The organism is Paenibacillus monticola (assembly GCF_009664975.1).
Taxonomy (GTDB): Bacteria; Bacillota; Bacilli; order Paenibacillales; family Paenibacillaceae; genus Paenibacillus_AQ; species Paenibacillus_AQ monticola.
Genome location: NZ_WJXB01000003.1, coordinates 1 through 21606 on the forward strand (window position 1 = coordinate 1; position 21606 = coordinate 21606).

Genomic DNA, 21606 nt, shown 5'->3' on the forward strand with positions numbered 1-21606 from the left:
CTTGCCACGATAACGGTCGAACCGCGGTGGACCCGGTCCGAATGTTTAAATATCTATTGCTCAAATCCATCTTTGACTTGTCCGACGTCGATCTGGTGGAACGCTCTAAAACCGACTTGTCGTTCAAGTTTTTCCTACATATGGCTCCGGAGGAAGGGGTCATTGACCCCAGTCTGTTGACCAAGTTTCGCAAGCTGCGACTGAAAGATATGAAGTTACTCGATCTGCTCATTGGCAAAACAGTGGAAATCGCCATTGAAAAAGGCGTCATTCGCAGCAAAACCATTATTGTGGACTCGACTCATACCAAAGCGCGCTATACCCAAAAGACCCCGCAAGAAGTGCTGCGAGAACGCTCCAAAAAGGTACGTAAAGTGATCTACAGTATAGAAGAGTCAATGAAAAATGTTTTTTCGTCCAAGCCGGCTACGGATGTCCTTGAGGATGAAATCGAATATTGCCAGCGGTTGGTTGCGGTGATTGAGCAGGATGGACGGTTTACGGGACTTCCCAAGGTAAGCGAGCCTTTAAACCTGCTGAAAGAAACGGTCGCCGATGATGTGGAGCATCTGCAAACCTCTACCGATCCGGATGCCAAAGTGGGACACAAAAGTGCAGACTCTTCTTTTTTCGGATACAAAACCCATATCGCCATGAGTGAAGAACGAATAATTACAGCAGCGACGGTTACGACGGGCGAACAAAATGACGGGAAACAGCTCCAAACGCTGATTGAAAAAAGTAAGGCTGCAGGGATGCAGGTGAAACCGTCATTGGAGATACGGCCTATTCAGAAAAAGACAATCTGTCCTACAGTGCTCAAAACGAAATCGAGCTCGTTTCCAAATTAAATCCTTTGATTACACAGGGGAACCGAAAGAAAGAGGACGAATTCGAATTCAATAAAGATGCGGGAAGGTATGTATGCAAGGCTGGCCATCTGGCCATTCGTCGAGCGCGGCAGGGAAAGAAAGGACGGGGGGGAAACCAGACGGACACCTATTATTTTGACGTTGAGAAATGCAAACGGTGCCCACTGCGCGAAGACTGCTACAAAGAAGGGTCAAAGAGCAAAACCTATTCAGTAAGTATAATGAGCCACGAGCATCTGGAGCAGGCAAGGTTTCAAGAAAGCGAAGCCTTTAAAGCCAAAGCCAAGGAGCGGTACAAGATTGAAGCTAAAAATAGTGAACTCAAGCACAGACACGGGTACGATGTTTCATCTACCTCGGGTCTGATTGGCATGGAAATTCAAGGAGCAATGGCGATATTTGCAGTGAATTTGAAACGGATTTTGAAGCTCATGAGCTGAGAAGGGATTAGCCCAGCAACAATACATCTTAAAAAGACGGCATTCATTCGCCATGATCCGAATGAATGTCGTCTTTTGGATATGTTTGTTTCCAATCTTCCGAGAAGGCCATGTTTTTCAGTGGCCTCGAAATTCACGAGAGCTTTTTCGTTCTTATGGTCTGACATCATTTTGACTTAAGAACTTCAATAAATCGTTATTCAGCTGCATAATTTCATTGTTTGCACTATTCGCATAATCTGGCAACATCATATCCTTCACCATTTTAGTCCGTAGCCATATCATAAAGAACAAATCCAAAATCAAGTTTGGACACCTAAGCATAATTTTATATGCAAATGGATTAATAGCAACGCCAGCTTTTTGTATTGCCCTTAAATACGTTTTTAAAGTGAATGTTATTTTGTGTGCCGTTTTTCTGGTTCTAGCTGTTTTTTCGTCCATTAATATGCTAAGCATTGCAATGTCCGATACTGAATGTGTTATTAGATACGATTTCATATCCTTATTAACTGCGTAGGGAAGTTTTGCTGTTTTAAATAATTTCGCGAGGTTTTCTGCTCGTTCTGTCACCAAACCACTAATTTCTCCAAACACAGCAGCCATTAGAACCTTTGGTGGAAATCGAGCATACAAAATCCCATCTTTAATCTGACCGCCAACACCGGGAAAAGCGGGTAAAAGTCTATCTCCTACAATATCTAGCCACGAAGAAAATCCAATTGAATTACTAATCATCGTAACAATATTTTGGCTTTGATTGTCTTTTAGGGCTAACAACGCTGATTCGGATCGATCGTAACGAACGGTAACGAAAATAAAATCATATACATCATCATTTTCAAGCGTATCAATGACATTTACTTTTATAGATTTAACCGCACCTTTTTCATTATATTGCAGGCCATTTTCTTGCAATGTTTTAAATCTATTCGAACGTGCAAACAGAGTAACGTCAATCCCTGCTTCAATGAATTTGATTGCGTATGCGCTCCCTATAACCCCTGCACCAAAAATTAAAATTCTATTTTGTTTTATTGACATAAAATCACCCCCATTTTTCGAGCCCTTTAATCTGCCTCTATTTAGTCCTACGCACCCAACTCTTCTGTACCTTCCGAATCAAAACAATCTGCCCAATATGATAAGCATTATGCGTTGTCACATTCCCTACGACTTCCCACCACTTACTCCCGGGGATGCCGGGAACGTCGGTTGCCAATTGTTCTTGCGTTAGAATTTCCTGCCAGTACAACAGAACTGTTAACAGTTGTTTTTGAAGTGCATCGAACGGCTTATCTTGTACAACGGTGAAAGTACTGTCATTACTGCCCACGGGCGGTACCGCATGCACATCACATTCTTTATACCGGATCTGCCACGTTTCATTCCAATACAGCAGATGCTGCACGAGTTCGGCAATGCTGTTGGTGTCTTCACTGACCTTCCACCCAGCTTCCTCCTGGGTCAAGCCTTGAACGGCTTCCGTGAACGGTACATACCAACTCGGATCATTCGCATTCGCTAACAGCTGATTCGCCAATACTTCATGCTCCATCTCTGCTGTCCCCTTTCTTACTATCGTAAAGCCAACATCTCAGTGATCTCCGCAACCATTTCTTTATTCACACTGCAGATCAGGAACTTCCCCTTTTTCTCCGTGGTCACGAGTTCTGCATTCACCAATTCTTTGATATGATGCGAAACGGTCGGGGCACCAATATTCAGGCATGAGACGATATCTGCAACACAAAGTCCACCCCCAGCTTCAAAGCTGGTTTCATGTGACTCTGCAATTTTTAAATATAATTCCAACCGATTCTCATTCGATAGGGCTTTAAAGATTTTAGCCATTTTTTTGGTATCCAATGTTGAGCAACCCCAATCCAACAATTTCATTATTCGATAATTATCAAATAATTCTAGCGTAGCCTGGAGTGCGTGTCAATTTTTATAAGGATGAACCTATACAATCAGTCCTGCAAATATGGAGCATATTTCTGAAGCTTATCCCAGTTAGGTGTCGGTATATTCGCCCGTTGCTTCAACTCATTAAAAGCATGATGTAGCGCTGACATCTCATCTGCTGACACCGCCTTATCACTCAAGAGAGTTCTACCGAACGGGGTCGCCAGTATAATTCGCAGCCCTATGTAGAACATCTTCCGCTTATCCCGCACCAACTGTGATTGACTTGCAGGTGTAATCGTAATCCCAAGTGTTTCTAATACCTGATGCCCCTCATCTAAAGCATCAATCGCCTGATTCAGGAGTTTCTTGTTTCTTGCGGCTTGGCGCAAATTGCCGTTACTGGCTGGAGCGAGGAAGTTTAACGGCAAAACCATGATCATATGACTTTTCAGCCACTCATCCATATCCTTATAATAGGTCAGTTTATATTTGGTCTTAACAAAGGCTTGATTGATCACCGATTTCCAGGATAACTCTTCGCCCAGACCACCGATTGCCATTTGCACTTTTGGACCACGCACACTGATCATCCGGCCACTCTCCCTCCATCCACCGTTAAGCTGAAAAGCGAACGCTACCTTTTTCTCCACAGGACTGTTATCCTGCAAATATCTCAACATCTCACCGGGACTCGCATTATTCCCAGTGATAACCACATGTCTGCTGTGATTCGCAGCAAGAGCAGGTAGGACTGCCTGAAAATCCGGATATTTCATCACTACAAAGATAAGGTCAAAGATGTCCTCCGGCTGCAACTCTGTGATCACATTCACCTTATCAACCGTAGTGCGAAGCTGAAAATAATGACGAATGACAAGTCCGTCATTCTGCAGTTCATCCACCCTCCGTCCTCTCGCCAGCATAGTTACGTCATTGCCACCCCGCACCAACACATGGGCAAGATAACTTCCCAAAACCCCAGCGCCATAGACCAATACTCTCATTTACAATGAACCTCCTGATTGTTTGTTTTAAATTTAATAATAATATTACGTTTCGATAAGTATCGAATTGATTGTATAGCGTAGTTCCTTGATTGTCAATTTCTTTTATAACCCTCGGGCTATACAGTCGTGACTTCTATCCACCTGCCGACTATTTCCACAAGGTCCGCTCTCTTAGACTCAACATCACTCATATCCTTCAATTTTACAATTGCTCTATCATTAGTAACCCACTCTAATAGCCCAGTAGTATCTTCAAATAGCCGACTTTGTTCTACTCGCTCTATAACCTTGGCACCTGTATGAAAGATAAGACGAAAAAATCCTTTTCCCTGCAAATTAAAGGTCACACGATCCTCATTATGATAACAAAAGCTTGGTGCATTCCATTTGATATGTTCTGTAATATTTTCATTAACGTTTAAAATAATCTTGCGAACTTCTTCAATTTCATTTTTCTGTGGGTGGTCAAGACTGTTCAGAAATTCGATGACTTGTTCATGACCGGACTCATCCTTATTTGCTTTCATCCACTCTCATCCTTTCACCCTTAATTCATTCTCATTTTATTATAAATAATATCGAGTAAGAAATCTGCTATTACTCACTGAAAGGAAGTGCACCAAAGATAAAAAATTGCTGAAGGTACTCAAGAAGCTATACGTACATTCCAATTGACATACGTGGATCTAACATCTCAACACCAAAACCACTTCATCACTCGTGTGAATTCTACGCAAAAAGATCGCCCTTACATGTTGAACATGTAGAGGACGATTCGCACTTTTGAAACAGCGTTGTATTAGGGTTGAACTGTCGGTCTAATCACAATCTCATTGACTCCGGTATCTTCGGGCTCATTAATGGCGTAGGCAATCGCTCTGGCGATACTGTATGGAGAAATGGAAATACCGGTCATTTGTTGTACCATAGCTTGAATGTCAGGATTGCTAATCGTATGAGTTAGTTCAGATTGCGTCATTCCTGGAGAAATGATGGTAGATCTAATATGCGAGGCCGGAGATTCTTCCTGGCGCAGCCCTTCCGAAATCGCTCTAACGGCAAATTTAGTAGCGCTGTATACCGATGAAAGTGGAGTTACACTATAACCTGCAACCGAGGAAACGTTGATAATATGTCCTGATTGCTGTTCCCTCATGGTTGGCAATACAGCAGCAATTCCGTACAAAACGCCTTTGATGTTCACGTCGATCATTTGATCCCACTCTTGGACTTTCAGTTCATTCAGCATTGAAACCGGCATTATTCCGGCATTATTGATAAGCACATCGATACGGCCATATTGCTGTAAGGCAAACTGCGCCAGCTTCTGCATATCTTCTGATGAAGCTACATTAGTGGGTAAATATACGGCTTCGCCGCCTTCCTGTTCAATAACTTTCACAAGGGTTTGCAGACGATCTTCTCTTCTTGCGGCCAGTACTACCTTTGCGCCGTTTTGAGCCAATAGCTTAGCTGTAGCTTCTCCTATTCCGCTGGAGGCTCCCGTAATAATAATTACCTTTGATTTTAAGTTTTTCAATGTTTTTCGCCCCTTTAAGGAATTTGTAATAACTTTTTACTATACAACAATCGTTCGATATCTAACTTAAGTTGATTATTTAACTGTTGTTGATTATTATTATATAGAGTAGATAAGTTAATTCAATCGCTAATGTATACCCTTTTGTTTCATATACAACATCTGCAGCAGAATTGTTCATTAACTGGAGGAGGCTATATAAGAATGGAGACTGTAACGAAGATAGATAGACGAATCCTAAGAACAAAAGAAGCTATTAATAAGGCGTTTCTGGAGCTTTTTTCCGAAAAAGAACTCGAACAAATCACCATTAATGATATTTCTGAACGGGCTAATGTGAACCGGGGAACCGTCTATCTTCATTACACCGATAAATATGATCTGCTTAATAAATGTATAGATGATCATTTAAACAAAATGTTTATTTCATGTCTAGCAAGCGGCTCGACTCATGAACATCTAGATCTGATCCGTGCGCTGAAGCCAGCCTTTACTTATTTCGAGGAGAACTACCTATTTTTTTCTTCCATGCTTTCTAATCGAAGAACCTTCGCCTTTCGGGAGCGGATGCAGCAGAACATTGTAGATAGCATCCAAGTGAAGGTTGGTATGCAAGGCATCAATCAAGGAATGGATCAGGAATTAATCACACAATTTATAGCCTCGGCTTTCGTGGGCACAGTGGAGTGGTGGATTCTGCATAAAATGCCTCATTCCCCGCAGTATATGGCGGAACAATTATGGAAATTGTTTGAACGTAATGATATTCACCCTCAGTGACTGATAGGCTTATAAACTCTTATATTTTAAAAAAAGGTAACTCCATACGATCTGGAGTTACCTTTTTGATATGCGATAATTAAACACTCTATACGAGGTCTGTGTCGAGCTTGTCGATAAATGAGGTGTAGGCACCCGAGATATCTACACCCAGGCGGTCGGACAGGACTAGAATCCACCAGAGGGACTCCACGAGCTTATGTTTGAGCTCGGCCCTTGTATCTCCGCCTTTGCCCCATGTGCCTTCTGCGGCCATGACCTGGCGGCCAACGAGGCCAACGTCGGTGAAGAAACCAAGCATATCCTCTTCGATAGTCCATTCTCGTCCGAGGCTCTGTTGTTCGAGTTGATGATAAAGTCTGCGCACGTGCATAGCGCGCTCAGTTGCTGCAGTTAAGTCAATTTTCGTTGTACTCATATTATCTCTCCTTTTTAATTCCCACCTAATTTATTTCTTATTGTGTCTAATTGAGCCAATATTCTTGTCCGTAAATATTCGGGCCTAACCTCTTCTAGAAGAACTCCGAAAGACAGCAGATAACTGTCCAGCCAATTGCCTTCAGAGAAATATTCTGTGATGCTGTAACTACCATCTTCATTACGCGTAATCGTATGCTCCGCAAATTCATCGAAGATCCGATATGCCCCTTGCGCTGCAATCCGCAATGTCACTTCGATTGCGTTACGCATTACGTTCTCCTCGGCATCTGCAAACGTCACCACCGGTCTTGGATCACAAACGAGTTCGGTAACAACAATCTCCTTCATGCGGCTGATCTTAAACACCCGGGAACTGTCGCTGTTACGGCAATGTCCTTCCAAATACCAGGATTTATCTTTAAACAGCAGCCTAAGAAGCTCAACGCTGCGCTGGCTCTGTTCGCCCGCTGAATTATAGTAGCGAAATTCTATGAGGTGATGGGCGATTATCGCTTGTCGTAAGAGCGGGAACAGCTCTCTCTGCTGATCTCCACTTCCCCATTTCGAGAAATCCACTTCAATCCAGTTATTCATATCTTTCTTAAACAACCTGCTCAGCTTATCCAGTACGTCATGGGTGTCAGGAAGTTTTATGGCACTTAAGCTCTGAAGAGCCATCAAGATATCATTCTGCTCTGACTCCGATAACAAAGAGGTATTAAAGACATACCTGTCCAGTAATGATATTCCGCCGCCTTTTCCTCTGCTGCTGTAGATTGGAATGCCAGCCGCACTTAAGGTATCAATATCTCTATAGATTGTTCTTGTGGAAACTTCGAAATGTTCAGCAAATTCGGCTGCAGTCAAAGTTTTCTTTTGCAGGAGTAGATAAATAATTTCGAAATGTCGGCTGATCGGCATACATACCACCTCAATTCAACATTATACGCCATAGGCTGACATTTTAACCCTACCCCAAAAAGAGACGACTATCAGGAAGGTTGTAGAGTCGGTCTAATAATGATCTCATTGATTCCTGTATCATCGGGTTCATTAATGGCGTAGGCAATCGCTCTAGCGATGCTATATGGAGAAATGGCCAATTGGTTGGCTTGACCTACCCAAGCTTTGATTTCAGGATTGCTAATTCCATTGGTCAGCTCACTCTCCGTCAATCCTGGAGAGATGATCGTGGAGCGAATATGAGAGGCCGGGGATTCTTCCTGGCGCAGCCCTTCTGATATCGCTCTGACGGCAAATTTAGTCGCGCTATATACCGATGAAGTCGGACTCACACTATACCCTGCCATGGAGGAAAGGTTGATAATATGCCCCGCTTGCTGTTCCCTCATCGTCGGCAATACAGCGGCAATGCCATACAGAACGCCTTTGATGTTAATATCAATCATTTGATCCCACTCTTGGACTTTTAGTTCATTCAGCTGAGAAAGCGGCATAACTCCAGCATTATTCACCAGAACATCGATACGGCCATATTGCTCCAATGCAAACTGTACAAGCTTCTGCATGTCTGCAAATGAAGCTACATTAGTACGTATATAAACAGCCTTACCGCCTTCTGCCTCAATGTCTTTCACTAGGGTTTGCAGACGATCCTCTCTTCTTGCAGCCAACACTACCTTTGCACCTCTTTGTGCCAAAAGCTTAGCGGTAGCTTCTCCAATTCCGCTGGATGCTCCAGTTATAATGACCACTTTAGATTTCAAGTTCTCCATATGTTATCGCCCCTTAAAGGAATCTGTAATTGCTTTCTTACTATACAATTCATAATATGACTACGATGGGTCATATTATAAAAACTTTCGAATATGACACGATGCCGTCAAATTACAAGTCGTATACTAAATTAGCAAGTACGAATGAAGAGGATTTATTAGAAATGGAGCGATAGTGTATGCCAAAAAATAATGACATTTTAAATTTCCAAGCCTTTATTCCGTGGGTTAGTACATTAAAGCAATTGGATACCGAGGTATGGACTAAACCTATGTCAGAAGGAAAATGGTCGATTAGCGAAATGGTTTCTCACATTATGAATTGGGATAATCACATCCTCACACATATCCTTCCCTTCGTTAGACTAGGTAAAGAGATTAGCTTCCCAAATATTGATACTTACAATCGAAAGGCAGCTGTTTATGCCAAATCAGGAATTACACAATCAGCATTGATTGAAGAAGTCATTCGAACCAGAGAAAAGCTTGTTGCTCAGCTTGTAGAAATGCCGGATGTTCTATATAATGCACAATTGAACTATTCTCTTGCTTTCTTAATTGAGGAATTTGTTGTCCATGACAATGTACACAAAGAACAGATTATGCAATTTATCAACAAGTGTAATTTGGAATAAGCGTGAGCATCAGAACAACCTAATATCCACAATAAAAGAGATGCCCTATTTAGGCATCTCTTTTGCTGTTTCCTTTAGTGTAATTGGCATCGTATGAGTTCGTCCACGTGAAGCTCATCCTTGAGGAAGAGGCAAGTCTCCCCGTTAGGCGTTCGCCGGGAAGTCCGTTGAGAAGGCAAGATCCTTCTGCGCTTCCAAATTCGCGAGCCGCTCGGTGAGTGCTTTGTGAATCGTCGTATAAGAGTCGCTGCCAAGCGCAATTCGCTTAGGTGCCGGGTGTTGATCGACGCTATCGATCATGATCTTGGCCATTTTGGCGGGATCGCCGAGGGAGACACTTGTACCTTCCTCAATTATCCGTCGCACCATGCTTGCGGGAGATATATCGTATGCATCAATCTTCGGTGCAAGCTGGGAACTTCCATAGCGAAATTCAGTTCGTGCTCCGCCGGGCTCAACGAGTGTACAGCCAATGTTAAACGGAGCTACTTCTTGCCCAACTGCCTCAATGAAGCCCTCGATCCCCCACTTGCCTGCGTGATAGAGCGATCCGCCAGGGAACGCGGCCTGGCCACCCACAGTAGAGAGTTGGATAATTCGGCCACCGCCCTGCGTACGCAGATGCGGAAGGGCGGCACGTACCACCTGGATCGAGCCAATCAGGTTGGTGTTGATCTGGTGGAGGATTTGGTCATCCGTCATCTCCTCGGCTGCACCAAAGAGACCATACCCAGCGTTGTTGACTACGACATCGATCTTGCCAAGATCAGTGAACGCCTTATTCACGACCTGATGAATTGCCGGTGTGTCTGTCACGTCGAGATGGGCGAGCCACAAGAGGTCACCGTATTGCGCTTTGAGATCGTTCATGGCATCCATCTTGCGAACGGTACCGGCGACACGGTCACCACGTGCTAGAAGTTGCTCGGTCATGTGGCGCCCGAAGCCGCTGTTTACACCAGTGATAAGCCAAGTTCGTTGTGTCATTTTTCAATCCTTCTTTCTTGAGGTTTTCAGTTATTCAGATACTTTACTAACTGGTTAGTTATATGTTATATCTATCTAACCAGTTTGTCAAATGATACAATGTGTTCAAGATACTATACACAGAATGTAGAAGGTGAGGATGATTTGATGCGGAATGCCGAAGCGACGCGAGAACGGATTCTTGATGCAGCCATGGCGGAGTTCTCCGCTTATGGCATTGCTGGCGCGCGGGTCGATCGCATTGCCAAGACGGCTGGATGTAACAAGAATATGATATACATCTATTTTGATAATAAAGAGACACTTTTCAGCACCATCCTTCAAAAGCATCTTACGCGGGTGTACGAGGAACTCCCCTTCACGCCCGATGATCTCCCAGGGTATGCGACGCGTGTGTTCAATTTTGCGATGACGAATCCCGATTTGATACGGCTAATGGCGTGGTCCAGTCTGGAACAAAAGACAGAAAGTCCAGCCGAACGCGGCACCATTCATGATCTGAAAGTTGCGGCGTTGCTACAGGCGCAAAACGCGGGTCAGGTGAACAAGACCTTCGCTCCGGGCTTTCTCCTTACCGCCATTATGGCGCTCGCTACGGCTTGGACGGCGTCTAATCCCTTTGGCCCGTCACTTGATCCGGATTCTACGAAGAATCCTGACGAGTTGAGGAACAGTATCGCTGAAGCGGTCAAACTGATCACACAAGGCGATACGGAGAAGCACGAACAATAACTTTCTTGATAACTTCCATACCTGCACCCAACCAAATAAAACAAGCCGGAGCAAATGACACATCCGTGTCCGGCTTGTTTTACTTCTACAACTTTTTCGTAACGGGTATCCAGATTTCGCTTTTGAATGTGGGGGACATTACATCTTTACTCTCATTCCAGAGAATTTCCGGTCCCTCCATTTGTTCGTAATTAGAGGATGGGAACCATTCCGAATAAATCCGCCCCCAGATCTCTTGCAACGTACCCGGAAAAGGTCCGACCGCTTCAAATACTGCCCAAGTGGATGCGGAAACATCCAGTTGCGATAAACCTTCTGGACATTCCAGTGTTGTAGCCACACCGATGTAATGATCCAACTCTCCTTTTTCCTCCATCCGACTCTCGGGAAAGTTCGTGGATGCGCTTAGCAAACCCAAGGGAACAACATTCGAAAGCTGCTTAAGTCGAGTGATTGACAACAGATCAAGGCTTTCCCACATCGCAGCAATTTCTGGATTCACTCCGTCAAATTGAATGGGAACTCTCTTGTGGAACCCAACGATACGAAAAGCCTCTTTTTCCTCAATACGGTAATTCATTTCACTACCTCCTTTGATGCTCAACTGAAAAGTCATTCGAGGAAAGGCTTTTAGTAGTTGTCCCGTGACTCTTGCTTCTGAGGGTGTAACTCCGTGAAAGAGCTGGAACGCTTTAGTAAATGCGTCTGGTGAACTGTATCCATAATTCAAGGCGATGTCGATGATCCTTAAATTACTTCTTTGAAGCTCAAATGCAGCCAGCGTCAGGCGCCTGCGGCGAATATATTCTGACAGTGAAATACCAGCTAGAAATGAATACATTCGCTTAAAATGATATTCGGAACATAAAGCTCGTCTTGCCACTTCCTTATAGTCAATTTCATTGGTAAGATTGTCTTCAATGTAGCATAATGCATTATTCATGTTTTCAAGTAAGTTCATTTCCTGCCCGCCTCTCCTCAGAACTAGAATAACAGCAATTTTGGATACTAGTCCGATAGTTCATGCACAATAAAGACGGGACTTCCGCTTATGCTGCCGCAATAATATACTATAAGCATTCAAAATATTAGGTGTATATTCATGTGACTACTTTTACTGGAGGTCATCATGAATATAACGTCCTTTTTCATCTATTGTATTGTGGTTACATTTACGCCCGGACCTACCAATATTGTTATTTTATCTTCCGTGCATCATTTTGGCACAAAAAAGGCAATGGAATATGTAGGTGGAGCCACGATTGCTTTTGGCCTGTTACTTGCCGCTTCTGCTATGCTTAATCATATGCTTGCCGGGGTCATTCCGAATATTCTGAGCGTCATGCAGATCATAGGCAGTGTATATATGCTTTACCTAGCCTATCAAATCTATCGAATGAGTTCCGCGGAAACCAAACCTAAACAAACTGCCAATTTTGTCTCAGGCTTGCTAATGCAATTTGTAAATCCCAAGGTATTATTGTTCACGCTAACGGTTATACCGAGCTATGTTATGCCCTACTATACTTCTTCACTTGCATCGCTCGTGTTTGTTATAATCATCACCATCATCGGATTTCTAGCCTTTACGACCTGGGTTGTATTTGGCGCAGTCTTTCGAAGCTTTCTACACAATCATCAAAAAGTGATCAACACCCTGATGGCGCTATTTCTGGTTTATTCGGCAATGATGGTATCGGGAATCCTATAGAGCTAAAGAGGTGGAGGGTATGGAGAAATTCAACTACAAGAAGTCGGCAGATATCCTCGCATTATCGGCAAGCATGACTGATTTCACTTATAAAAAGCATTGTCATGAGGAATATGCGCTCGGTGTTACCCTGCGTGGCATCCAACAATATAATCTTGACGGCAGTTTTCAGTCCTCCCATAAAAATGGCGTCATGCTGTTTAATCCCGAGCAGTATCACGACGGCAGCTCATTTGATAGGGCTGGCATTGATTATGTTATGCTTTATATCAAACCAGCCTTATTTCTAGAGATAATGGGCAAGAAAGAATTGGTGCACTTCTCCTCCCCTATCGTCTACGATGCCCAATTGGCGCAATGTATATTGTCCCTCAGCCAGGCTATTCAGAACGGTAAAGATGAATCTTTGTGCAGCGAGCTGCTGTTAACCCTAGTCGACCTTGTTTCCAATACCGAAATAAATACTGCTCACAGAAATAATAGTGCACTTGTCAAAAGAGCGAAGGAAATGATGTTCTGCAACATAGACAATGTGCTGAAGCTTGACGACCTCTGTACAGAATTTAATCTGTCCAAATATCAGTTCATTCGCGAGTTTAAGGCTCATACCGGAATTTCGCCCTATCAGTTTTTTTTGAATAGCAAGGTAGAACATGCCAAGCAGTCCATTGAGAAGAACAAGGATATCTATACAGCTGTCGCTGAATACGGATTTGTGGATCTTACTCATTTGAACAGGCATTTTAAGAGTGTGTTCGGAATAACCGCGTATGAATACATGTCACAGCTCAATTGATATTACATCTTAATTTCAAGGCCTTTTGTTCCACGCCATAAACCTTAAATCCTACAGACTTATACAGCTTTTTGGCGGAGTCGTTGTCAGATACTACTGTTAAGTTTATTTGTTCCAAACCCTCGCAATCCCTCGCCCTTGTTATTAGTTCAAGCATTAGTAATTTCCCCAAACCTTTCCCTCGCATTTCGGGTGCTACATACATTCCATAAACATTCCCTTTATGTACAGCTTTAAGGCTGTTTTCGCGCATGAAAGTCACAATTCCAACTAACGAACCACTACTATCAAATGCACCTAGAACAAATTTGTCCTTAGACGGTTTAATTCGCTCCACTATAGTTTCTAATGAAAATTCCACTTCTCTCTCGTACGTAGATCCAAATGCTTCTGGGTTGATCATTAACGAACTCAATCGTAATTCTTGGTAGAATCGAGCATCTGTTTCCTGCAATACACGTATACTCATAAGTTCTCCCTCCGAAATCCCAAAATCATTTCAAAGTTATTTCCTTTTTCCAGGTTAGCTCTTTCCCCTCAGCATCCTTGAATAGAAATACAACCTGCCCTTCCTCGCCTTTCATCGTATCCGGGTAGAAGAAGCCCATGAATTGTCCATTTCCACTAATATAAAAGCCATCTTCCCCGTTTCCTCCATGCTCAATGGCCTCTTGAATCGAATTCACAATCGTATTATTCTTGGATACCCATTGCATTTCAGCTAAAGCGAAACCTTCTGGACGTTGATTTACGACAAAATCGAAGCTATTCCCCTCAATGGGTTTGAGGGTTTGGTCAATGATGATCAGGATTTCCTTGTCAGAGTTTGCTGCTGAATCGTTAGCATCAGTCTTCGCTGGTTCGGTTGCTGTTGGTACCGGATTAACGTTGTCCGCTGAGCCTGAGCTAGTCTGATTACCACACGCGCTAGTAAGAAGCAGCACAGTTAGTGCTGAAATAAGATAGATGGTTTTCTGTTTATTCATGGAGTTCTCCTCTGTCTTCATTTAATGTAAAAGAAAATGCGACACCTTGTTTGGTATTGACCACACTGAACTTGCTCTCATGAAGCTCCAAGATATGTTTGACGATCGCAAGTCCCAGACCCGTCCCACCGGATTTACGATCCCGTGATCGCTCCACCCGGTAGAATTGATCCCAAATTCTGCTCAAATCTTCCTCGGCAATGGGCGAACCGGTATTCTCGATTATTGTAGTCATCTCTCCGTGAGACATGCGCTTGATCTCAATGGTAATGACACTCTTCTCCACGGCATGCCGAATAGCATTACTTAATAAATTTAGAACAACCTGCTCCATTCGTCTGGGGTCAGCCTTAACAAACAGTTCTTCCACTTCAACTGTGTTTATCCAGAATTGAAGATGTTTACTCTCCAACTGTTGAGAGAATGAATCTGCCACCTTTTGAATAAGCGTTGTTAAGGATATACTTCTTGGCTGTAGCCGGATGGCCCTGGCTTCGAATTTGGAAAGCTCCAACAGATCCATAATTAAAGCATTCATCCGATCCGTCTCATTTACAATGAGGGCCAGGTAACGCTCTTTCTTTTCACTGGCCACCCCATCCTGCAGACCTTCTGCAAAACCTTTTACTATCCCCAAAGGGGTCTTTAACTCATGGGAGATGTTCGCAATCAACTCTTTACGAAGCTGCTCTGACCGCTGCTTTTCGGCAACATCCTCCTGCAGTTTCATATTCGCACTTGTTAGCTCCATTAAGGTTGTATTCAAGTTCTGCGACAACGTATTCAGGCTGCGGGACATCTCACCAAACTCATCCTTCGAATGAATTTCAGGCTGCTCGGTAAAGTCTAACCTGGCAAGACGTCCCGCCGAGCGATTTAACAGCACTAACGGACGAGATACAATTCTGGAATAAATCAACGACAAAATAACCACAAGTACAACAATGATTGGCGCCAAATACACAAAATATTGCTTGAGGACCCCAACCGCTTCCCCGACTGGCTGCAGAGAGGTCATGACGAATACATATCCGCCCCCATTGCTATCCTCTGCGAGTGAGCGAATCAGAACTGCATAATTGACACCGCTCCATTTATCCTGCCAATCCATCTGTACTAGCGCACCGTTTTGCAGACGGGATTGATATTGTTCTACTTTTGATAGCCAGTCCCGAATAGCATCATCTATTAAAGCATCCTGATAAAGAGGGTTATACGAGCGCAGCTCAGGCAGTATGAAGTCCGTTACCATCCCCTTTACCCGTACCAAACCCTCTTCGAGACTTACCTTTGTCTGCTGTATGACCACTGGCTGCATGATCGTATCCAACTCATCCATAAAAATACCATCGACCACCAGCATACTGCCGATCTCAATCCCTTCCGGGATGTAATTCATTGGTGTTCCATCCATGGGGATACGAATCGTAATTGTCTTCCCCTCTGATTGTAATTTCACAAAATAGGGGTTTATGGGTGTTCGTTCAAACCGGTTGTTCAAAATGGCGGTGCTTGTATCATTATGATTCATAAATGAGCCAAGCAGCCGCGATTGTTCACTGGATTCGGTCTGTTTGAATTGTTCCGTGAATTGATTCATATTCCGTTCTAAGGTATTAATCTTGGACGAACGATAAAACCGTTCAAAAAACAATCCTTCGGCAAGCATAACCAACGAAAAAACGAGTAAGATCAGAACTGTGGTTACAATGAACAGTTTGAGAACTACACCCTGTCTTTTCATGATTCCAGCTCGAATTTATAGCCTGAACGAATGACGGTACAGATATACTGACCTTCGTCTCCCAGCTTGGCTCTTAATTTTTTGATATGGGTGTCCACTGTGCGCAAATCCCCTAAATAATCGTAGCCCCAAACGGCGTCCAATATATACTCTCGGGATACAACTTTTCCATAATGCTTAATGAGAAAGAGAAGCAAATCATACTCTTTTGGCGACAGATTAATCTTTATTCCTGCCATGGATACCGTATGTGCCGTTCTATTTACCAACAAATCACCATAGAGCATTGTATCTCCTTCACGTCCAATGGTTCCTTCAGTTCTTTTCATTAATGCAGTAGCACGAGCTACTAAGACCCTTGGACTTAAAGGCTTCGTTACGTATTCATCCGCACCAAGCTCGAACCCCAGTATTTGGTCATCGTCCTCCGACCTAGCCGTAATAATGATAATCGGTACGTCCGACTTTGCACGAATACGTCTGCATACCGACCATCCATCCATTTCTGGCATCATAATATCCAGAACAACCAGGTCCACCGAAGTCTGTTCAAAAATCTCCAGCCCAAGACGGCCGTTCTCTGCCTCATATACTTCCCATTGTTCCTTTTTGAAATAATCCGTTATAAATTCACGCATGAGCATATCATCTTCAACTAACAAGATCCTTCGTTTCATTGGTGTGCACTCCACTTCCACTTACAACCTTATTTATATATCTACAAGCCCCACTATAGAGGACTGCTGTGTACGTCGTGTGTATTTTATCTGAATTCCAGAAGAAGTACAAATATCGAGGCTGTCCATACACAGAAACTGTTACAACGTCAAATTGGAATCTCTAAGGTTACCTGTGCACCACCCGTGAGAGGAGAGTTGACGATATGGAGCCTTCCTCCATGCAACTTTACAATTGAATCAGCAATATACAGACCTATCCCATAATGAATATTCGATGTCCTGCTGAAATCACCCATATAAAATTGTTTAGTAGCCGATTTCATATCTTCACTTGAGAAACCCTTGCCACTGTCTGTAGTAATGAAGCTGAGCTTGTTATCTATCGATTTGATTTCAAAGCCTAAATTTCCGTTGTAGGGTGAGTAAACAACTGCGTTTGAAACAATGTTCATGATCGCCCTATGAATCAGAGTGTGGCAGATCATAACTTCTGTGGGAATATTATTTTGCACAAACTCCACCTTTAGCCCTTTTGTATTCGCAAGTGCCTCAATCTGATCGTGGATGGTCTCTATAAAACTAGACAAATCTACTCTTTCCACTTGAAATGACAGAGATTTAGCGGAATTTGAAATTTCCATTAATGTCTTGATATACTCTTCAATTTGTTGGGCATTTTTTGAAATATATTCGATGTATTCCTGCTGTCCTTGATCTAACGTTGAATCAGACAGCAATTCTGCATTCCCTTTGATAATGGTTAAAGGAGTCTTCAGGTCATGGGCAAGCGCAGAAATTTGCTCCTTTTTCACCTGTTCAAGATTCCATTGTTGTTCCAAGGAGTTCTTTAATTCTGTTTTCATTTCAGATAAAGAATAGATCACATCATCAAACTCCTTAATCCCCGAAAAAGATACTTCAAAGTCCAGATCTTTACTTTTGATTTGGTTCGTGGCAGAGATCAGGACTCCTAATCTTTTGTTTAATTGTTGGGCATACAGTGTTGAGGTTAAAAATACAGCAACAATGAGTATGCAGAGGAACATTATAATCAATAGTGTTTGAACACTTAGAAAATGCCGTTGTAGAAATTCCGAATTATAACGCAGACTAATATAATATTGCAGAACACATACACCATCTTGCCGCTGAATTGTGTAATAGTTTTTAATACTCCCATTATTTTGATAGAGGCCTTGAGCATATTCTTTGGCTTCAATTAAGTCCTGACTGTCTAAATTCGATTGAAGCACATCGTAGTTATTATTGAATATTGCATAGCTACTGCCAGCGGGGATCATGTCTTCAGTAATTATAGACGCAGACTCGAGCACAGATTTCGCCTGCCTGGCAAGCGTTTCACTATAGTTCGCTGGGTACAGGAGTTCTTCTTGGAAGCAAAGTGCTACGATTCCCGCAAAAAATATCAGTGTAAGCCCAAAGGCAAAACATAAGGTTAGCAAATATCTGAGGAAAACAGTTTTTAACGTTATGGCCCCTTCTTTTATAACCATCTGTACCCAATCCCCCAAACCGTTTCAATGGGAGAAATCTCAAAAGCCACAAGTTTCCCGCGAATATTCTTGATGTGTTCCGTAATCGTCGCACTGTCGCTTTCTCCATCATAACCGTATACTTTCTCGTAAATTTTTTCTTTAGAAAAAACCTGCCCTTTATAACGCGCAAGAAATTCGCAAATAAAATATTCGCTTTTAGTGAGACTCACCTTTTGCTCATTCACAAATATCTCTTTCCCGCTTAAGTTGAATTTCACACCAGATACACTCATAACACTCCGCTTTTCCCTGTTCTCTCTGCGCAGATGTGCATTGACCCTTGCACGAAGCTCGCCCGCGCCAAATGGTTTGGTAATATAATCATCTGCGCCGTTTCCCAAACCAAACATGATATCATTTTCCAACGATCTTGCGGTCAGAAACATAATAGGACAATCTACAACATTTCTTATTTGTTTGCATAATTCAAAACCGTCAATTTCTGGCATCATAACATCCAACAGGATGATGTCGTAGTATGAATAGTCATTAAGTGAAATTCCTATGGCACTATTCTTAGTAACCACATCATGATTATCCTTAACAAGGATATTTTTAACAAGCGATAATATATCGGGTTCATCATCAATGACTAGCACCTTTGCCATAACACTATCTCCTTTTCTAAAACCACAGAGCTTAACTCTTTTTAGTATAAATTATTAATTATTTTGCGTAATGGCGATTTATCACTTTCTGCCTTCCCAACGATTAAACCAAATGATACTGCCTATTAGCACAAAGATAGTACCTGTTATAACGGCAGACATTCCCATACTAAGCTGTTCTCTAAAAAAAGCTGGAAGATTCATGCCTGATGGTGCTTGGAAATCTCGGATAAAAACCTCTGGTAGCTGTGATAGTCGTGCTGCCCATGTCCAGGGGACATACTGCCAGATATGATCACCAACTATCGTACCCCCAAAAATTGCAGCGATTAAAAAACCGGCTCCACCTGAGGCAACGGAAGCTCCTATCCCAAAAGCAAAGCTCAAATATAAATGCAGAGCAAATAAAATTAGAGAACCAAGCAGAACAAACATCGCTCCCTGTAAAAAACCCCCTACCTGTATCTTCTCAACGTTTAAAAACCATTTCATCCCCGCTAAAAGAACTAATGTTGAAAAGAAAATTGAAATTGCGGTCATCAATATTAGTAGAGTGAACTTACTAATGTAACTTACTGTTCTTGTAAGGGTTGAACCAAGAATAGCATTAAAGTTTCCTGCGCTTTCCTCCTGCATTCCAGTCAGCCCGCAAAGCAAGCCAGCTATGATGGGCATGGCAACAGAAATAACCATAAAAAAAGCATCGTAAATTTGACTTTGTGAACTTTGCTTTGTGAAATACCACAGCATAAAAAGGGGATAAAGGATGGGCACAGTCACAACAATCAACCTGATTGATGTGTATTTTGTTTTCAACCAGTCTGAAGAAAGGGCTCTGAATAAACTCAAATTATCGAGCCTCCCTTTTCGAAAACCAAATGGCTGTTAGCAAAGACATAACCACAAAAAATACTAGTGATATCATAATACCCATGGGTATTACAGAAGAATTAAGCAGTGGATCATTTGCTGGCAGCGTTGTACCATTCGGGTGTACCCCAATAATCGGACACATTAATCGAAGGCCCCAACTCCACGGGATCATTATCCAACTTGACTCTGTAGACATCATAATGCCTGTCACCATTCCAGCAACACTAATTCCCATTGCCGCAGCCGTTCCCATCCATGTTGAAAAAAATAAGTAAACAGGTATTAAACCGATTGAAGTCACCCATATTGTCAAGCTTGCTGCGGAAATTTGTAGAAAGGGTGCGGAGTTACTTGGCATCCATACCCCAGCTAAGAAAACAATGGCTACCAGTATTACAGAAGCCAGAAACATATAGTAAGCAATGATCACTATTTTACTAAACCACATTACTGCCGCATTAATGTTAAGTGTACGCAAGCCTCGGTAATTCCCTGATTTCCTTTCTTTCGCATCTGACAGTGAACATAGCAAGGCTGAGCCCACAGGCATAAAAAGGAGCGGCCACCAGTTAAATATCAAAGTAATGAAATAGTTATTCTGCGACCCCAAATTTGATAGGGTAAAGAACGAATACAAAATAAAAAACATAGGGGAAAGTACAATAAGCTTGCGAGAAAAGGTACGTCTATATTTCAAATTTTCGGATAGTAAATAATTAATCATAATCCTTCACCTCTTTTTTGTTCCCCACAACAACCTTCATAAACAATTCTTCCAGATCATCCCCGTGCTGAATTTTATCCTGATAACCGAGTATTCCATTACTAATAATACCGATATGATCAGCAATCTGTTCCACTTCGGAAAGAATGTGGCTTGATAAGATCACAGTGATACCTTTTGTGGGGAAAGAACGAATCAACTCACGCAGTTCTTGTATCCCAAGGGGGTCGAGTCCATTAGTGGGCTCATCTAAAATCAATAGCTTTGGATGGTTTAATAACGCTATGGCAATACCTAAACGCTGTTTCATACCCATAGAGAATTGTGCTGACCTTTTCTTTCCCGTAGTTTGCATATCAACGATCTCAAGGACTTCCTGTATCCGGGAATCCGGCAAATGAAGCAATTTCGTATGAACTTTCAGATTTTCTACGGCTGTAAGATTTCCGTAAAGTGCGGGAGACTCAATTAGCGAACCTATGTCTTTTAGGTCTTTCCGACTCCACGAATGGCCGTCATAGATGATCTTGCCGGAAGTTGGATGCAATAGACCCGTTATAAGCTTTAACGTAGTTGACTTTCCTGCACCATTTGGCCCCAAAAGGCCATAGATTGAATTTCTTTTTAAGGCTAAAGAGATATTATTGACCGCACACTGCCCTCCAAATTTTTTACATAGATTCTCAGTCTGTAGTAAATATGATTCCATTGTGATCATCCTTTCGCTTGCCATATATTTCATGATAAAGGGCAAATCTAAGGATTTTATGAAGCTCCTTCAAAGTAAACTCGAAAAAAAAGCCTGTAAACGAAGCCGCTATTACCGACTTTGTCTACAGGCTTTCCCTATTTAAAGTTATCAGTGCAG

Annotated in this window: 25 protein-coding genes and 1 pseudogene; 6 read left to right on the top strand and 20 right to left on the bottom strand. The window is 42.5% G+C overall.

Translation table 11 applies throughout. From position 1 onward, the window contains the following. Positions 1–1312: pseudogene (locus tag GJB61_RS09065) on the top strand (IS1182 family transposase); the annotation flags it as partial. A 153-nt stretch (positions 1313–1465) separates the two neighbouring features. Here the strand turns inward: GJB61_RS09065 and GJB61_RS09070 are convergent. The 6 genes from GJB61_RS09070 to GJB61_RS09095 form a co-directional block, all read right to left on the bottom strand. After that, complete coding sequence (locus tag GJB61_RS09070; protein WP_154118208.1) at positions 1466–2356, bottom strand: ketopantoate reductase family protein; 891 nt, start codon at positions 2354–2356, stop codon at positions 1466–1468. Between the two features lie 37 nt (positions 2357–2393). After that, entirely contained in the window at positions 2394–2870 is a 477-nt protein-coding gene (locus GJB61_RS09075) for a DinB family protein (RefSeq protein ID WP_154118209.1), read from the bottom strand. A 20-nt stretch (positions 2871–2890) separates the two neighbouring features. After that, complete coding sequence (locus tag GJB61_RS09080) at positions 2891–3181, bottom strand: ArsR/SmtB family transcription factor (RefSeq protein WP_154118210.1); 291 nt, start codon at positions 3179–3181, stop codon at positions 2891–2893. A gap of 104 nt (positions 3182–3285) precedes the next feature. Continuing rightward, positions 3286–4227 (bottom strand): ketopantoate reductase family protein, encoded by a 942-nt coding sequence (locus GJB61_RS09085; protein ID WP_154118211.1) that lies wholly within the window; start codon positions 4225–4227, stop codon positions 3286–3288. A gap of 119 nt (positions 4228–4346) precedes the next feature. After that, on the bottom strand, positions 4347–4757 hold the full coding sequence (locus GJB61_RS09090) for a DUF1801 domain-containing protein (RefSeq protein WP_154118212.1): 411 nt from the start codon (positions 4755–4757) through the stop codon (positions 4347–4349). 272 nt (positions 4758–5029) lie between these two features. Beyond that, a complete protein-coding gene (locus tag GJB61_RS09095) occupies positions 5030–5770 on the bottom strand; it encodes an SDR family oxidoreductase (protein ID WP_154118213.1) in 741 nt (246 codons plus the stop codon). A 204-nt stretch (positions 5771–5974) separates the two neighbouring features. On the opposite strand from GJB61_RS09095, the gene GJB61_RS09100 reads away from it, so the two are divergent. Next, positions 5975–6550 carry a TetR/AcrR family transcriptional regulator gene (locus tag GJB61_RS09100; RefSeq protein WP_154118214.1) on the top strand — a complete coding sequence of 192 codons (576 nt, stop codon included), beginning with the start codon at positions 5975–5977 and terminating at the stop codon, positions 6548–6550. 88 nt (positions 6551–6638) lie between these two features. Here the strand turns inward: GJB61_RS09100 and GJB61_RS09105 are convergent, their stop codons facing one another. From GJB61_RS09105 to GJB61_RS09115, 3 genes are all read right to left on the bottom strand, one after another. Beyond that, entirely contained in the window at positions 6639–6968 is a 330-nt protein-coding gene (locus GJB61_RS09105; RefSeq protein WP_154118215.1) for a nucleoside triphosphate pyrophosphohydrolase family protein, read from the bottom strand. A 14-nt stretch (positions 6969–6982) separates the two neighbouring features. Then, entirely contained in the window at positions 6983–7891 is a 909-nt protein-coding gene (locus GJB61_RS09110) for a helix-turn-helix transcriptional regulator (protein WP_154118216.1), read from the bottom strand. Between the two features lie 71 nt (positions 7892–7962). After that, on the bottom strand, positions 7963–8706 hold the full coding sequence (locus GJB61_RS09115) for an SDR family oxidoreductase (protein ID WP_154118217.1): 744 nt from the start codon (positions 8704–8706) through the stop codon (positions 7963–7965). Between the two features lie 179 nt (positions 8707–8885). Between GJB61_RS09115 and GJB61_RS09120 the strand changes: the two genes are divergently transcribed. Further along, a complete protein-coding gene (locus GJB61_RS09120) occupies positions 8886–9341 on the top strand; it encodes a DinB family protein (RefSeq protein WP_154118218.1) in 456 nt (151 codons plus the stop codon). Between the two features lie 144 nt (positions 9342–9485). On the opposite strand, the gene GJB61_RS09125 is transcribed toward GJB61_RS09120, so the two are convergent. Further along, complete coding sequence (locus tag GJB61_RS09125; RefSeq protein ID WP_154118219.1) at positions 9486–10328, bottom strand: SDR family oxidoreductase; 843 nt, start codon at positions 10326–10328, stop codon at positions 9486–9488. Positions 10329–10412: 84 nt separating this feature from the next. Here GJB61_RS09125 and GJB61_RS09130 point away from each other — a divergent pair, with 84 nt between their 5' ends. Continuing rightward, on the top strand, positions 10413–11060 hold the full coding sequence (locus GJB61_RS09130) for a TetR family transcriptional regulator (protein ID WP_229521580.1): 648 nt from the start codon (positions 10413–10415) through the stop codon (positions 11058–11060). A gap of 85 nt (positions 11061–11145) precedes the next feature. On the opposite strand, the gene GJB61_RS09135 is transcribed toward GJB61_RS09130, so the two are convergent. Continuing rightward, positions 11146–12021 carry an AraC family transcriptional regulator gene (locus tag GJB61_RS09135; RefSeq protein WP_154118220.1) on the bottom strand — a complete coding sequence of 292 codons (876 nt, stop codon included), beginning with the start codon at positions 12019–12021 and terminating at the stop codon, positions 11146–11148. 168 nt (positions 12022–12189) lie between these two features. Between GJB61_RS09135 and GJB61_RS09140 the strand changes: the two genes are divergently transcribed. Continuing rightward, on the top strand, positions 12190–12771 hold the full coding sequence (locus GJB61_RS09140) for a LysE family translocator (protein ID WP_154118221.1): 582 nt from the start codon (positions 12190–12192) through the stop codon (positions 12769–12771). A gap of 19 nt (positions 12772–12790) precedes the next feature. Then, a complete protein-coding gene (locus GJB61_RS09145) occupies positions 12791–13567 on the top strand; it encodes an AraC family transcriptional regulator (RefSeq protein WP_154118222.1) in 777 nt (258 codons plus the stop codon). Here GJB61_RS09145 and GJB61_RS09150 read toward each other — a convergent pair. The 9 genes from GJB61_RS09150 to GJB61_RS09190 all read right to left on the bottom strand — a co-directional run bounded on the left by GJB61_RS09150 (position 13560) and on the right by GJB61_RS09190 (position 21447). Then, complete coding sequence (locus tag GJB61_RS09150) at positions 13560–14036, bottom strand: GNAT family N-acetyltransferase (RefSeq protein ID WP_154118223.1); 477 nt, start codon at positions 14034–14036, stop codon at positions 13560–13562. The genes GJB61_RS09145 and GJB61_RS09150 overlap by 8 nt on opposite strands. Before the next feature lie 25 nt (positions 14037–14061). After that, positions 14062–14553: a hypothetical protein gene (locus tag GJB61_RS09155; protein ID WP_154118224.1), complete on the bottom strand. Its 492-nt coding sequence runs from the start codon at positions 14551–14553 to the stop codon at positions 14062–14064. Then, a complete protein-coding gene (locus GJB61_RS09160; RefSeq protein ID WP_154118225.1) occupies positions 14546–16297 on the bottom strand; it encodes a sensor histidine kinase in 1752 nt (583 codons plus the stop codon). Before GJB61_RS09160 ends, GJB61_RS09155 begins: the two co-directional genes overlap by 8 nt. Beyond that, complete coding sequence (locus GJB61_RS09165) at positions 16294–16974, bottom strand: response regulator transcription factor (RefSeq protein ID WP_154118226.1); 681 nt, start codon at positions 16972–16974, stop codon at positions 16294–16296. Before GJB61_RS09165 ends, GJB61_RS09160 begins: the two co-directional genes overlap by 4 nt. A 149-nt stretch (positions 16975–17123) precedes the next feature. Further along, entirely contained in the window at positions 17124–18491 is a 1368-nt protein-coding gene (locus GJB61_RS09170; protein WP_154118227.1) for a sensor histidine kinase, read from the bottom strand. Beyond that, positions 18482–19141: a response regulator transcription factor gene (locus GJB61_RS09175; protein WP_154118228.1), complete on the bottom strand. Its 660-nt coding sequence runs from the start codon at positions 19139–19141 to the stop codon at positions 18482–18484. Before GJB61_RS09175 ends, GJB61_RS09170 begins: the two co-directional genes overlap by 10 nt. Positions 19142–19222: 81 nt before the next feature. After that, positions 19223–19990, bottom strand: coding sequence for a lantibiotic immunity ABC transporter MutG family permease subunit (locus tag GJB61_RS09180; RefSeq protein WP_154118229.1), 768 nt, complete (start codon positions 19988–19990; stop codon positions 19223–19225). Between the two features lies 1 nt (position 19991). Beyond that, on the bottom strand, positions 19992–20738 hold the full coding sequence (locus GJB61_RS09185) for a lantibiotic immunity ABC transporter MutE/EpiE family permease subunit (protein ID WP_154118230.1): 747 nt from the start codon (positions 20736–20738) through the stop codon (positions 19992–19994). Continuing rightward, positions 20731–21447: a lantibiotic protection ABC transporter ATP-binding protein gene (locus GJB61_RS09190; RefSeq protein WP_154118231.1), complete on the bottom strand. Its 717-nt coding sequence runs from the start codon at positions 21445–21447 to the stop codon at positions 20731–20733. Before GJB61_RS09190 ends, GJB61_RS09185 begins: the two co-directional genes overlap by 8 nt. Between the last annotated feature and the right edge of the window lie 159 nt (positions 21448–21606).